Raw genomic sequence first — 12,559 nt, 5'->3', positions numbered from 1 at the left:
CTCTCCACGCACGACCGTCCGTAGCTCAGGTCGAGACCGTCGGGCCGGTGCTCCGCTCGCGCGACCCGGCGTACAGCCACGACTCCCCGCCGTCGCGGGCCAGCGCCCGGCCGACCAGGATGACCGCCGCCTGACGCAGGCCCGCTTCCTCCACCTGGTCGGCGATGTCGCCGACGGTGCCGGTGAGCACGAGCTCCCCGGGCTGAGAGGCGCGGTGCACGACGACGACCGGGCAGTCCGCGCCGTACTCCCCCGCGATCTCAGCCATCAGCTCGCGGGTCCGGGTGATCGCGAGGTGCAGGACCAGGGTGGCGCGGGTGGCCGCGAACGCCGCCAGCGACTCGGTGTCCGGCATCGCCGTGGACCGGGCCTGGGTGCGCGTGAGCACGACCGACTGCGACACCAGCGGGACGGTCAGCTCACGCCCCACCAGGGCGGCCGCGGCGGCGTACGCCGGCACCCCGGGCGTCACGTCCCACGGCACGCCGGCCGCGTCGAGCCGGCGGGTCTGCTCGGCGATGGCGGAGTAGACCGAGGGGTCGCCCGAGGTCAGGCGTACGGCGTCCTGCCCGGCCTCGTGCGCGGCCACCAGCTCGGCGAGGATCGCGTCGAGGTCGAGGTCCTGCGTGTCGACCAGCCGGGCGCCCTCGCGGCAGTGCGCGAGCACGGCGTGGTCGAGGTAGGTCCCGGGGTAGAGCACCAGGTCCGTGGCGGCGAGCAGCGCCGCCGCGCGCAGGGTCAGCAGGTCGGCCGCACCGGGTCCGGCGCCGACGAAGTGCACGGTCATGGCCTGCTCCAGCTCCACTGGGTCACGGTCCGGGCGGGGCTCCACCCGGTGAACGAGCCGATCGGCGCAGCCTGCTCGATCGCGAGCCGGGTGAGCTCGCCGCCGTGCTCGGCGTACGCCGCCGCCAGCAGCGCCTCGGTCTCGAGCGTCACGCCGTGGACGACGAGACGGCCGCCGGGTCGCAGGCGCTCGCGGCAGAGGTCGAGCACACCGGAGGCGGTGGCGCCGCCACCGATGAAGACCGCGTCGGGAGCGGGGAGGTCCGCCAGCGCGTCGGGCGCGCGGCCGTGGACGACCTGCAGCCGCGGGACGCCGAGCCGGGCCGCGTTGCGGCCGATCCGCCCGGCCCGCTCTTGGTCGGCCTCGACGGCGAGGGCGCGGCAGGTGGGGTGGGCACGCAGCCACTCGATCCCGACGGAGCCGGCGCCCGCGCCGACGTCCCACAGCAGCTGCCCCGGCTGCGGGGCCAGGCGGGCGAGCGCACTCGCCCGGAGGTCGCGCTTGGTGAGCTGGCCGTCGTGCTCGAACGCGTCGTCCGGCAGCCCGGCGACCCAGGACCCGACGAGCGGCCCGCGCAGGTCGAGCGCGACCACGTGCAGGGCTGGCGCCGGACCGGTCCAGGTCGCCGCCGTCGCCTCGGCACGGGACTCCTCGGCGCCACCCAGGTCCCCGAGGACGGTCAGCGCGCTGTCGCCGTACCCCTGCTCGACCAGCAGGCCGGCCAGCGCTGCAGGGGTGTCCGCGTCGGACGACAGCACCAGCACCCGCCACCCGGGCGCCAGCTCCCGCAGCACCGCGTGCAGGTCACGGCCGACCACCGTGACGACCGTGCTGGTTTCGGCCGACCACCCCATCCGGGCCCGGGCCAGGGCGACGGACGACACCGCAGGCTCGACGCGGACCGCGCCCTCGCCCAGCAGGTCGATCAGCGTCGTCGCGATGCCGGAGACGAGCGGATCGCCCGACGCGAGCGCGACGACGTCACGGCCTGCGTGCTCGTCGAGAAGCGCGGGCAATGCCGCGCGCAACGGCGACGGCCAGGCAACCCGGACCGCCGTCGCCGAGGTGGGGACCATCGCGAGGTGCCGGGCCCCGCCCAGCACGACCTCCGCGCGCGCGACCCGGTCGAGGGCGAGCTCGGACAGTCCGTCCGCGCCGACCCCGATCACGGTGATCAGCGGCTGGGGGGCGTCGGTCGGCACGACGCAAGACCCTAGCCTCCGCGGGTCAGGCTCCGCGGCGGGCTCAGGTCTGCCAGTGCCGGGTGCGCCGCCAGCGCCCGGCGCGCCCGGTGCAGGCGCACCCGTGCGGTGCCGGGCCGCAGGCCCAGCACCACGGCCGCGTCGGCGATCGGGAGGCGCTCCCACTCGGTGAGCCGGACGAGCTCGCGGTCCGGCTCGCTCAGGGAGTCGAGCGCGGCCCGGACCGCTGCGGTCCGCCCGGCCCGGTCGGCGTCGTCGCCGTCGGCGCCGTGGTCGTCAGCGGGCTCGACGAACCTCGCGCGCTCGCCCTCGGCGTCGTGGCGCTGCCGGACGTCTCGCTGGGCCGCCAGCAGCAACCGCCGGGCCACGCCGAACAGCCAGGCCCGTCGTACGTCGGGGTCGGGCAGGTCGTCGAGGCGCTGGAGCGCCACGACGAAGACCTCACCCAGCAGGTCGGCACCCGCCTGCCCGGCCCGGCGGTAGAGGTAGCCGCGCAGCTCGCCGGCGTGGCGTCGGTAGAGCTCCTCCACGTCGGCGCGCGACGCGGGCTGCCTCACCATCGCTTGCCCAGCCCCAGCTCGGGGGCGAGTCCGGGCATGCAGGACTGGTTGCCGCGGAGTGCGGCCCTCGCCGCTGCCGGGTCGTCGGTGCGGACCGCCTGCTCGAGGTGAGGGAGCCAGGCGAACTCGGAGTCGTTGGCCAGGTCGGGGTCGGTGTCGGTGATCGACGGCCAGGTCCGCGCGTCGAGGACCACGTCGGCGGCCCGCTCCTCGCCCGCGCGGTCGCCGGTCCGCAGGGCGACCGCCCAGGTGTCGCTCCACGCGCACAGCGCGTGACCGGCCACCCACAGTCGCACGGCTCCGGTCGACACGGTGGAGCCGCCGGACCGGTCGCCCGCGTAGTTGTCGACGTCCCACGACAGCGCGCCCGCACGAGACTTCGCGGTGGGGAACCTGATGTCGGTGGTCAGGTCGTCGATGACCGCGGCGAAGTCGGGCGCCCGCGGGTCGAGTCGCTCCCCGGGTCCGCCGAGCTCGACGTCCTCCGCGTCAGCCGGACCTCGGCCGGTGTGCGCGCTGAAGACGTTGCCCGCTGCCGCGCCGGCGACACCGACGCCGAGCAGCACGACGACGGCCCCGGCCACGGCGGGCCGCCAGCGTCGGCGGCGTACGGCGGGGGTCGGGTCGGCGGCGTCGACCCGCTGCCAGAGCGCCTCCCGCTCCGCCTCGGTCCACTCCGGCACGTCGGGCGCGGCCTCACGGATCACGGTGCCGTGGTGGTCCGACCAGTCCCGGTCGCTGCCCGTCGGTGTCATGCGTCCTCCTCGAGAGATGCTGTCATCCCTGAGGTGTCGGCGCGTTACACGAATCGGGTCCGCCGTAGGATTCCGCGGTGCTCACCGCCACGGACCCGCTGCCCCACCGGCCGCAGCGCGTGGCGATCGCCGGCGTCGCAGGCTCCGGCAAGAGCACGCTCGCGCGGCGGGTCGGTGACGTCCTCGGGCTGCCGCACACCGAGATGGACGCGCTGCACCACGGACCGGGCTGGACCAAGCGACCGGAGTTCGAGGCCGACGTCGACGCGGTCGTCGGCGCGGACCGGTGGGTGTGCGAGTGGCAGTACGACTACGCGCGGCCGCTGCTGACCGAGCGTGCCGACCTGATGGTGTGGGTGGACCTGCCGTTCCCGCTGACCCTGAGCCGCGTCGTACGCCGCACGCTGCGGCGCCGCCTGCGTCGCGAGGAGCTCTGGAACGGGAACCAGGAAGGCCCGCTCTGGCACTTCTTCACCGACGACGAGCACATCGTGCGGTGGGCGATCAGCACCCGGAACCTGTACGACGAGCGCCTGCCGGCCGTCGCGGCCGAGCGGCCCGACCTGCCGATCGTGCACCTGCGCAGCCGACGCGACGTGGACCGCTGGCTGCGCGAGGTCGTCGAGCCGCTAGCCTGACCGACGGCACGAGGTGCCCCGAACGCTGCGACTCGGCGGAGGGGAGAATCTGGGAAGCCGGTGAGAGTCCGGCACAGGCCCGCTGCGGTGACCCGTGGCTGTGGAGACACAGACCCGGGAAGTCCGAAGACCGGCCTCGCGCCACGCATCATCCGATGTCCGTTGGCGAGCGAGCGGGAGCCTCTCATGCCACAGCAGTACCCCTTCAGTGCCGTCGTCGGCTCGGACGAGCCGGCCGGCATGGCACTCGCCCTGGTCCTCACGACCGTCTCCCCCGACATCGGCGGCGTCCTGGTGCGCGGCGAGAAGGGCACCGCGAAGTCGACGATCGTCCGTGCCCTCGCCGGCGTGCTGCCGCCGATCGACGTGGTCGCCGGCGACCGGTTCTCCAGCGATCCCCGCGACCGCGGGTCGCTCTCGCCGGACGGCCCGTTCCCTGCGGACGCTCCGGTCGAGACCCGCGCCGTACGCCTGGTCGAGCTGCCCGTCGGCGCCACCGAGGACCGGGTGCTCGGCTCGCTGCACCTCGAGCGGGCGCTGTCGGAGGGGAAGGCCGAGTACGAGCCCGGGCTGCTCGCCCGCGCGCACCGCGGGATCCTCTACGTCGACGAGGTCAACCTGCTGCACGACCACCTCGTCGACCTGCTGCTCGACGCGGCCGCCATGGGCCGCTCGACCGTCGAGCGGGACGGCGTCTCCGTCGAGCACGCCGCCCGGTTCGTGCTGGTCGGCACCATGAACCCGGAGGAGGGTGAGCTCCGGCCGCAGCTGCTCGACCGGTTCGGGTTGACGGTCGAGGTCGCGGCGCCGCGCGACCCGGCGCAGCGGGTCGAGGTCGTCCGCCGCCGGATGGCCTACGACGCCGACCCGGAGGGGTTCGCCGCGGCGTACGCCGCCGAGGAGCGCGCCCTCACGGCTCGCATCGAGGCCGCCCGCGCGCGGGTCGCCGACGTCGAGCTGTCCGACGAGATGCTGCTCCGGATCGCGGAGCTGTGCGCCGCCTGCGAGGTGGACGGCATGCGCGCCGACATCGTCACCGCGCGCACCGCCGTCGCCCATGCCGCCTGGCACGGCCGCACCGCCGTCACCACCGAGGACGTCCGGGCCGCGGCGCTGCTCGCGCTCCCGCACCGGCGGCGGCGCAACCCGTTCGATGCCCCCGGCCTCGACGAGTCGCTGCTGGACGACGTCCTCGGCGAGGACGACCCCGAGCCCGATCCGGACCCCGAGCCTGATCCCGATCCGCCGGGTGGTGGTTTCGACGAAGGCGACAGCGCTGGCGCGCCTTCCTCCACCACCGACGGGGGCGACTCGGCGGTTGAGGAGGTTGCGCAGCAACCGTCTCGAAACCCCGGCACCGCGGAGTCCACCGTCGCCCCCGGTGCGACGTACCGACCCCAGCTGTTCACGGTCCGCGGCGTCGGGACCGGTGAGGCCGGCCGCCGCAGTCGCGCCGTCACCGACAACGGACGTCGGATCGGCTCGCGCCCCGGCGGCACCGGGGCGCTGCACCTGACCGAGACGGTGCGCGCCGCCGCACCCCACCAGCGCGCCCGAGGGCGTACGACGGGTCGCCTGCTGCTGCGCGCCGACGACCTGCGCATCGCGACCCGGGAGGGTCAGGAGTCCAACCTGGTGCTCTTCTGCGTCGACGCCTCCGGCTCGATGGCCGCCCGCAAGCGGATGGAGCAGGTGAAGGCGGCGATCCTGTCACTGCTGCTCGACGCCTACCAGCGCCGCGACAAGGTCGGGCTCGTGACGTTCCGCGGCGGCGACGCCGACCTCGCGCTGCCGCCGACGTACTCGGTCGAGATCGCAGCGGCGCGGCTGGAGGAGCTGCCGGCCGGCGGGCGCACGCCGCTCGCCGAGGGCCTCCTCGAGGCGGCCCGGGTGCTGGAGCTCGAGCGCGTCCGCGACCCTCGGCGCCGCCCGCTGCTCGTCGTCGTCACCGACGGCCGGGCGACCAGCGGCTCCGCTGCGGTCGAGCGCTCCCGCCAGGCAGCCGGCGCGCTGGCCCGGGCCGGCGTCGCGAGCCTGGTCGTCGACTGCGAGAGCGGCGCGATGCGGCTGGGGCTCGCCTCCGTGCTGGCCCAGCACCTCGGCGCCGAGCACGTCCCCATCGCGGAGGTGAGTGCCGAGGCGCTCGCCGGAGTCGTGCGGCACGGACGGGCCGCATGAGCACCGCCGGGCTGTACGACGTCATCGCCCGGCGCCGCGACGTCCGTGCCGAGTTCAGCGCCGAGCCGCTCGACGACGTGGTGCTCGACCGGGTCCTCGGCGCGGCCCACGCCGCACCGAGCGTCGGCCACAGCCAGCCGTGGGACTTCGTCCTCGTGCGCGACCCCGCCACCCGCCGCCGCTTCCAGGAGCACGTGCACGCCGAGCGCGCGACGTACGCGGCGTCGCTCGCCGCCGAGCGACGTGCCGCGTTCAAGCGCATTCGGATCGAAGGCATCCGCGAGTCCGCACTCGGCGTGGTCGTCACCTACGACCCGAGCCGCGGCGGACCGCGGGTGCTGGGCCGGCACGCGATCGACGACGCCGGCCTCTACTCCACCTGCCTCGCGATCCAGAACCTGTGGCTCGCCGCGACGGCCGAAGGTCTCGGCGTCGGGTGGGTCTCGTTCTACCGCGAGGAGTTCCTCGGCGACCTGGTCGGCCTGCCCGACGGCGTCCGGCCGGTCGCGTGGCTGTGTCTCGGGCCGGTCACCGGGCTGCAGGAGACGCCCGACCTCGAACGACACGGGTGGCGCGAGCGCCGCCCGCTCCGGCACGCCGTCCACCACGAGACGTGGGGGTGCTGAGGTGCCCCAGGGACAGCCCGCGACCGTGCCCGACGACGGGCTGACCACCGCGCAGCGCCGCAACCAGCCGCTCCTGATGGTCAACACCGGCGACGGCAAGGGGAAGTCGACCGCGGCCTTCGGCCTCGCGATCCGGGCCTGGAACCAGGGCTGGGACGTCGGGGTCTTCCAGTTCGTGAAGTCCGCGAAGTGGCGCATCGGCGAGCAGACCGTGCTCGAGCGGCTCGGCGAGCTGCACGAGCAGACCGGCGAGGGCGGACCGGTCGAGTGGCACAAGATGGGCGCCGGGTGGTCCTGGTCGCGCAAGGCCGGAGAGACGGAGGACCATGCCGCCGACGCGGCCGCCGGCTGGGCGGAGATCAAGCGCCGCCTGGCCGAGGAGACCCACGACCTCTACGTGCTCGACGAGTTCACCTACCCGATGGAGTGGGGCTGGGTGGACGTGGAGGACGTCGTCGAGACCCTCGTCGGCCGGCCCGGGCGGCAGTACGTCGTGATCACCGGCCGCCGCGCGCACCCGCGCCTGGTCGACGCCGCCGACCTGGTCACCGAGATGACCAAGGTCAAGCACCAGATGGACCGCGGCCAGAAGGGCCAGAAGGGCATCGAGTGGTGACGGCACTACCGCGACTGGTCGTCGCCGCGCCGGCCACCGGACAGGGCAAGACCACGGTCTCCGTCGGGCTGATGGCGGCCCTGCGCCGGGTCGGGCACGAGGTGAGCGGGCACAAGGTCGGGCCCGACTACATCGACCCGGGCTACCACGCGCTCGCGTGCGGGCGGCCGGGCCGCAACCTGGACCCGCACCTGGTCGGCGAGCACCGCATCGCTCCCCTGCTGCTGCACGGTGCGCGTGGCGCCGACATCGCCGTCGTCGAAGGCGTGATGGGTCTCTACGACGGCAAGGTCGGCGCCCGCGGCTTCTCGTCGACGGCCCACGTCGCCACCCTGACCGACTCGCCGATCGTGCTGGTCGTCGACATCTCCCGGTCCTCACGGTCGATCGGCGCGGTCGTGCACGGCATGGCGACCTACGACCCCTCGGTGCGGATCGCCGGGGTCGTGCTCAACCAAGCCGGCTCGCCGCGGCACGCGGCCGAGGTGGCCGACTCGATCGACCTGCCCGTGCTGGGCACCCTCGGGCGCGACCCCGAGCTCGCCGTGCCGTCACGGCACCTCGGCCTGGTGCCCGCCGCCGAGCGCGACGAGGCCGCCCACGCCCTGGACACGCTCGCCGACCGGATCGCCGAGCAGGTCGACCTCGACGCCGTGCTCGATATCGCCCGCGCCGCGCCCGACCTGGATGCGGAGCCGTGGGACCCCTCCGCCGAGGTGCGTCCCCCGACCACCGAGCGGCCGGTGGTCGCGATGGCCGGTGGGCGCGCGTTCACCTTCCGCTACGCCGAGACCGAGGAGCTGCTCCGGGCAGCCGGCTGCGACGTCGTCACCTTCGACCCGATGCACGACGAGCGGCTGCCGGAGGGGACCGCGGGGATCTACCTCGGTGGTGGCTTCCCGGAGGTGCACGCCCGCGAGCTCACCGGCAACGAGCCGCTGCGCCGTCAGCTCGGGGCGGCGGTCGCGGACGGCGTACCGACCGTCGCCGAGTGCGCGGGGCTGCTCTACCTGTGCTCGTCACTGGACTCCTCCCCCATGGTCGGCGCGATCGCGGCGGAGGCCGCGATGACCGAGCGGCTGACGTTGAGGTACCCCACGATGACCGCCACCACCGACAGCCTCCTGACCCGCGCGGGCGAGGCACTGACCGGGCACGAGTTCCACCGCACCCAGGTCAGCCCCACCGGCGGCGACCTCGGCTTCCTCGGACCGAGCCTGTACGCGTCCTACCTGCACACCCACTGGGCCGGTCACCCCCAGCTGGCGCAGCGGTTCGCGGACGCGGTGCACGCCCGTGCGTGACCCGCTCCGGCACCACGGCGACGTCGAGGTCCGTGACGGCCTGCTCGACTTCGCCGTCAACGTGTACGACGGGCCGCGACCCGCGTGGCTGGACGCCGCCCTGCGCGGGGGTCTGGACGCTGCCGGCAGCTACCCCTCGGCGACCGCGGCCGAAGGAGCCGTCGCCGCCCGTCACGGTCGAGATCCGGACGAGGTCCTCGCGACGGCGGGCGCCGCGGAGGCGTTCTCACTCATCGCCCGGCTGCGCCGCTGGGAGCGACCGGTCGTCGTGCACCCGCAGTTCACCGAGCCGCACGCGGCGCTGCTGCAGGCCGGTCACGACGTCACCGAGGTGGTGCTCGGCGACGACTTCACCCTCGACCCCGGAGTCATCCCCGACGACGCCGACCTCGTGGTCGTCGGCAACCCGACGAACCCCACCGGCGTCCTGCACCCGCGCCCGACCCTCACCGACCTGCTCCGCCCCGGTCGGCTGGTCCTCGTCGACGAGGCCTTCATGGACGCAGTCCCCGGTGAGCCCGAGACGCTGGCCGCCGACCGGCACCCCGGGCTCGTCGTGACCCGCAGCCTCACCAAGCACTGGGGCATCCCCGGCGTCCGGGCCGGCTACCTGCTCGGCGATCCGGCCGTCGTGGCCGCCCTGCGCCGCGAGCAGGTGCCGTGGTCGGTCTCCAGCACGGCCGCCGCCGCGATGCTGGCCTGCTGCACCGAGGAGGCGGTGTCCGAGAGTCGCCGACGCGCCGAGGAGATCGCCGAGTGGCGTCGCCACCTCGAGGAATCCCTTTCAACCATGGGGATCCGTCACATCGCGTCGCACGCGAGCTTCGTGCTCGCCGACGTCGGCGACGGCGTGCACGACGCGCTGCGCGTCGCCGGGATCGCCGTACGACGTGCCGACACGTTCCCCGGTCTCGGCCCGTCGTGGGTGCGGATCGCGGTCCGTCCGCCGGCGCGAACCAGATCACTGCTGGACGCTCTGTCCGAAGCCCGCTCCGATGCCCTAGGCTGACGCCGCGGGCACGAGGAAGCCGGTGAGATTCCGGCACAGTCGCGCTACTGTGACATCGCTTCCGAGCGGTGGAGTCAGACCCGAAGGTCCGCTTCCATCCATTCGAACAGGGACGCACGTATCCCTGAGGAGGCACCATGTCGCAGTCGTCTGCCGCACCCATCTCCGGCTCCACCGTCGAGATCCCGTCGATCCCCTTCCGCGAGATCGCCCCGTGGGCGCTCTTCTTCGGCCTGCTCGGGCTGATCATCCTGTTCTTCATCAGCGCCGACCAGGGCGCGATCTCGATCCCGTCGGGCAACGCGATCCACGAGTGGGTCCACGACAGCCGGCACCTGCTCGGCTACCCCTGCCACTGAGCCGGGGTCGCCACCATGACCGCACGCGCATTCCTCGTCCGGGGGCTGCTCGTCGGCCTCCTCGCCGGCTTCGCCACGTTCCTGGTCGCGCACCAGGTCGGTGAGCCGCACGTCGAGACCGCCATCGCCCTCGAGGAAGCCGCCTCCGCCGACGAGCCCGCCACCGAGGCGGGCTCTGCACACGAGGCGGGCCATGTCCACGAGGAGGACGGCACCACCGTCTCCCGCCCGAACCAGCGCACCTGGGGCCTGCTCACCGGCAGCCTGGCCGTCGGTCTCGCCATCGGCGGCATCGTCGCCCTGGTCGCGGCCTCCGTCGTGGGCCGGATCGGCACCCTGACGCCGGGCCAGTCCACGGCCCTGGTCAGCCTCGTCGGCTTCGTCTCCGTCGCACTGGTGCCGTTCCTCAAGTACCCCGCGACGCCACCGGCCGTCGGCTCGGGCGACACCATCGGCGACCGCACCAGCTGGTTCTTCGGCTTCATGCTGATCTCGGTCGCGTTCGCGGCGCTGTCGTCGCTGCTCGCCGTGCGCATCCACGAGCAGTCGGGCACCTACGTCGCGGTGCTCAGCGGCGTCGGCCTGTACGTCGTCGCCATGGTCGCCGCCGGGCAGCTGATGCCGACCGTCAACGAGGTCGGCACCTTCCCGGCCGACGTGCTCTGGTACTTCCGCCGGGCCTCGTTGATCACGCTCGCCACGCTCTGGGGCGGGATCGGGATCGGTCTCACCGGGCTCGTCGGCCGGCTCTACCGCCGCGAGACCGTCCAGGTCGAACGGCGCGCGCTGGCGGCCAGCCTGTGATCGCGGCTCCGTCGGCGGCCGTGGCCGCCGCCGCGACCGAGCGCCTGGCCGGCCTGGCCACCCCTCCGGGGGCGCTGGGCCGGCTGGGCGACCTCGCCGTCTGGATCGCCGCCACCCAAGGCGTCTGTCCGCCGCGCGAGCTGACCGACGTCGGCCTGGTCATCTTCGCCGGCGACCACGGCGTCGCCCGGCACGGCGTCTCGGCGTACCCGCCCGAGATCACCGCCGCGATGGTCCGCACGTTCCTCAGCGGGCGGGCCGGCGTCTCCGCCCTCGCGCACGCCCACGGCGTGCGCGTGCGGGTCCTCGACCTCGGGGTCGACGACGACCTGGACGGCGTGCCCGACGACGTACGACGCCACAAGGTGCGCCGCTCCTCGGGGGCGATCCACCTCGAGGACGCCCTGACGGCGGACGAGACGGGCCAGGCCCTCGAGGTCGGCGCGACGGTCGCTCGCGAGGAGATCGCAGCCGGCGCGCAGCTGCTGCTCAGCGGCGACATGGGCATCGGCAACACCACGCCCGCGGCCGCGCTCGTGGCGGCCGGGCTCGGCCTGCCCGCTACCGAGGTCACCGGCCGCGGGACCGGCATCGACGACGCGGCACTGCTGCACAAGGAGCAGGTCGTCCAGCAGGCGCTCGACCGGGCCGGCGCGCGCACCGACGACCCCGTCGACACGCTCACCGCTCTCGGCAGCGCCGACCTGGCCGCCAGCACGGGCTACCTCGCCGAGGCCGCCCGGCAGGGCGTCCCGGTGCTGCTCGACGGGTTGATGGCGGTCGCCTGCGCGCTCACCGCCGACCGGATCGAGCCGGGCGCGGCCGCCTGGTACGCCGCCGGGCACCGCTCCACCGAGCCCGCCCAGTCGCTCGCGCTCGCCAAGCTCGGGCTCGAGCCGGTGCTCGACCTCGGGCTGCGGCTCGGCGAGGGCAGCGGCGCGGTCGCCGCCGTGCCGGTGCTGCGCAGCGCGGTCGCCCTGCTGCGCGACGTCGCGCTGCTCTCGGAGATCCTCCCGGGTGCGTGACGCCTGGCGGCTCGCCGTCGGGACGCTGACGGCGCTGCCCATCGGCCCGCCGTCCCGGGTCGACCGGACGACCGCGCGTCGCGCCATGCTGCTCGCCCCCGTCGCGGTCCTCCCCCTCGGCGTCCTCGTCGCGACGGTCCTGTGGCTCGGCGGTCTCGCAGGGCTCCCGTCGCTCGCGGTCGCGTCCGTCGCCGTGGGCGCGCTGGCCGCCGGCTCCCGCGCCCTGCACTGGGACGGGTTGTCCGACGTGGCCGACGGCCTCACCGCGTCGTACGACCGCGAGCGCTCGCTCGCCGTCATGAAGACCGGCACCAGCGGCCCGGCCGGCGTCGTCGCGACCGTCGTCGTCGCCGGGGTCCAGGCCGGCGCGCTGACGGCGTACGTCGACTCCGCACGCCTCGCCGCGCTCGCGGGCGCACTCGTCTGCCTGTCCCGGTGCGCACTCTGGATCGCCTGCTGCACCCGGGTGCCGGCGGCGCGGCCCGACGGTCTCGGCAGCTCCTACACGCGCACCGTCCCGCTCCCGGTCGCCGCGCTCGGGGGCGTGCTGCTCTCGGTCACCGGCGGGCTCGCGGTCGTCGCCCTGGTGCGGCGCACGACGCGTCGCCTCGGCGGCGTGACCGGCGACGTCTTCGGCGCCGCCATCGAGCTCGCCCTGGCGACCACGCTGCTCACCTGGGCCTGGCTGTGACGCTC

General features: G+C 74.8%; 14 protein-coding genes and 2 riboswitches. Of the genes, 10 read left to right on the top strand and 4 right to left on the bottom strand.

Annotation, left to right across the window (positions count from 1 at the left end; genetic code table 11):
* Positions 1-25 precede the first annotated feature (25 nt).
* Genes ASC77_RS00155 through ASC77_RS00140 form a run of 4 tightly spaced genes read right to left on the bottom strand, consistent with a single transcriptional unit; the run spans position 26 to position 3,304 of the window.
* Entirely contained in the window at positions 26-787 is a 762-nt protein-coding gene (locus tag ASC77_RS00155; protein ID WP_056149684.1) for a cobalt-precorrin-4/precorrin-4 C(11)-methyltransferase, read from the bottom strand.
* Positions 784-1,989, bottom strand: coding sequence for a precorrin-6y C5,15-methyltransferase (decarboxylating) subunit CbiE (gene cbiE / locus ASC77_RS00150; protein ID WP_056147277.1), 1,206 nt, complete (start codon positions 1,987-1,989; stop codon positions 784-786). Before cbiE ends, ASC77_RS00155 begins: the two co-directional genes overlap by 4 nt.
* An 11-nt stretch (positions 1,990-2,000) precedes the next feature.
* Positions 2,001-2,546, bottom strand: a complete 546-nt coding sequence (locus ASC77_RS00145) for an RNA polymerase sigma factor (protein ID WP_162249776.1) — start codon at positions 2,544-2,546, stop codon at positions 2,001-2,003.
* Positions 2,543-3,304 (bottom strand): hypothetical protein, encoded by a 762-nt coding sequence (locus ASC77_RS00140; protein WP_056147273.1) that lies wholly within the window; start codon positions 3,302-3,304, stop codon positions 2,543-2,545. The genes ASC77_RS00145 and ASC77_RS00140 overlap by 4 nt, the downstream gene beginning before the upstream one ends.
* A gap of 77 nt (positions 3,305-3,381) precedes the next feature.
* On the opposite strand from ASC77_RS00140, the gene ASC77_RS00135 reads away from it, so the two are divergent.
* The 10 genes from ASC77_RS00135 to ASC77_RS00095 all read left to right on the top strand — a co-directional run bounded on the left by ASC77_RS00135 (position 3,382) and on the right by ASC77_RS00095 (position 12,554).
* On the top strand, positions 3,382-3,942 hold the full coding sequence (locus tag ASC77_RS00135; protein WP_056147268.1) for an AAA family ATPase: 561 nt from the start codon (positions 3,382-3,384) through the stop codon (positions 3,940-3,942).
* Positions 3,937-4,096: riboswitch (cobalamin riboswitch) on the top strand. Its footprint overlaps the gene before it by 6 nt.
* A gap of 32 nt (positions 4,097-4,128) precedes the next feature.
* Positions 4,129-6,120 (top strand): magnesium chelatase subunit D family protein, encoded by a 1,992-nt coding sequence (locus ASC77_RS00130; protein WP_056147265.1) that lies wholly within the window; start codon positions 4,129-4,131, stop codon positions 6,118-6,120.
* Positions 6,117-6,746, top strand: coding sequence for a 5,6-dimethylbenzimidazole synthase (gene bluB, locus ASC77_RS00125; protein WP_056147263.1), 630 nt, complete (start codon positions 6,117-6,119; stop codon positions 6,744-6,746). The genes ASC77_RS00130 and bluB overlap by 4 nt, the downstream gene beginning before the upstream one ends.
* Before the next feature lies 1 nt (position 6,747).
* Positions 6,748-7,362, top strand: coding sequence for a cob(I)yrinic acid a,c-diamide adenosyltransferase (gene cobO, locus ASC77_RS00120; RefSeq protein ID WP_056147261.1), 615 nt, complete (start codon positions 6,748-6,750; stop codon positions 7,360-7,362).
* The gene (locus tag ASC77_RS27350) at positions 7,359-8,666 is read left to right on the top strand and encodes a cobyrinate a,c-diamide synthase (protein ID WP_235547363.1); all 1,308 of its coding nucleotides are present in this window, start codon (positions 7,359-7,361) and stop codon (positions 8,664-8,666) included. The genes cobO and ASC77_RS27350 overlap by 4 nt, the downstream gene beginning before the upstream one ends.
* A complete protein-coding gene (gene cobC / locus ASC77_RS27345) occupies positions 8,659-9,675 on the top strand; it encodes an Rv2231c family pyridoxal phosphate-dependent protein CobC (protein ID WP_235547362.1) in 1,017 nt (338 codons plus the stop codon). The genes ASC77_RS27350 and cobC overlap by 8 nt, the downstream gene beginning before the upstream one ends.
* Positions 9,642-9,776: riboswitch (cobalamin riboswitch) on the top strand. (Overlaps the previous gene by 34 nt.)
* A 36-nt stretch (positions 9,777-9,812) precedes the next feature.
* Positions 9,813-10,034: a CbtB domain-containing protein gene (locus ASC77_RS00110; protein WP_056147258.1), complete on the top strand. Its 222-nt coding sequence runs from the start codon at positions 9,813-9,815 to the stop codon at positions 10,032-10,034.
* Positions 10,035-10,049: 15 nt separating this feature from the next.
* Entirely contained in the window at positions 10,050-10,838 is a 789-nt protein-coding gene (locus tag ASC77_RS00105) for a CbtA family protein (RefSeq protein ID WP_056147255.1), read from the top strand.
* Positions 10,835-11,863, top strand: a complete 1,029-nt coding sequence (cobT, locus tag ASC77_RS00100; RefSeq protein WP_235547361.1) for a nicotinate-nucleotide--dimethylbenzimidazole phosphoribosyltransferase — start codon at positions 10,835-10,837, stop codon at positions 11,861-11,863. Before ASC77_RS00105 ends, cobT begins: the two co-directional genes overlap by 4 nt.
* Entirely contained in the window at positions 11,856-12,554 is a 699-nt protein-coding gene (locus tag ASC77_RS00095; protein ID WP_056147252.1) for an adenosylcobinamide-GDP ribazoletransferase, read from the top strand. The genes cobT and ASC77_RS00095 overlap by 8 nt, the downstream gene beginning before the upstream one ends.
* Positions 12,555-12,559 lie beyond the last annotated feature (5 nt).

The organism is Nocardioides sp. Root1257, assembly GCF_001425175.1.
Classification (GTDB): Bacteria; Actinomycetota; Actinomycetes; order Propionibacteriales; family Nocardioidaceae; genus Nocardioides.
This window is presented reverse-complemented; position numbering and strand designations above follow the sequence as displayed.

Coding starts and splice junctions, on each gene's coding strand:
- ASC77_RS00155 (WP_056149684.1), bottom strand. CDS start 787: ATGACCGTGCACTTCGTCGGCGCCGGACCCGGTGCGGCCGACCTGCTG.
- ASC77_RS00140 (WP_056147273.1), bottom strand. CDS start 3,304: ATGACACCGACGGGCAGCGACCGGGACTGGTCGGACCACCACGGCACC.
- ASC77_RS00130 (WP_056147265.1), top strand. CDS start 4,129: ATGCCACAGCAGTACCCCTTCAGTGCCGTCGTCGGCTCGGACGAGCCG.
- bluB (WP_056147263.1), top strand. CDS start 6,117: ATGAGCACCGCCGGGCTGTACGACGTCATCGCCCGGCGCCGCGACGTC.
- ASC77_RS00110 (WP_056147258.1), top strand. CDS start 9,813: ATGTCGCAGTCGTCTGCCGCACCCATCTCCGGCTCCACCGTCGAGATC.
- ASC77_RS00105 (WP_056147255.1), top strand. CDS start 10,050: ATGACCGCACGCGCATTCCTCGTCCGGGGGCTGCTCGTCGGCCTCCTC.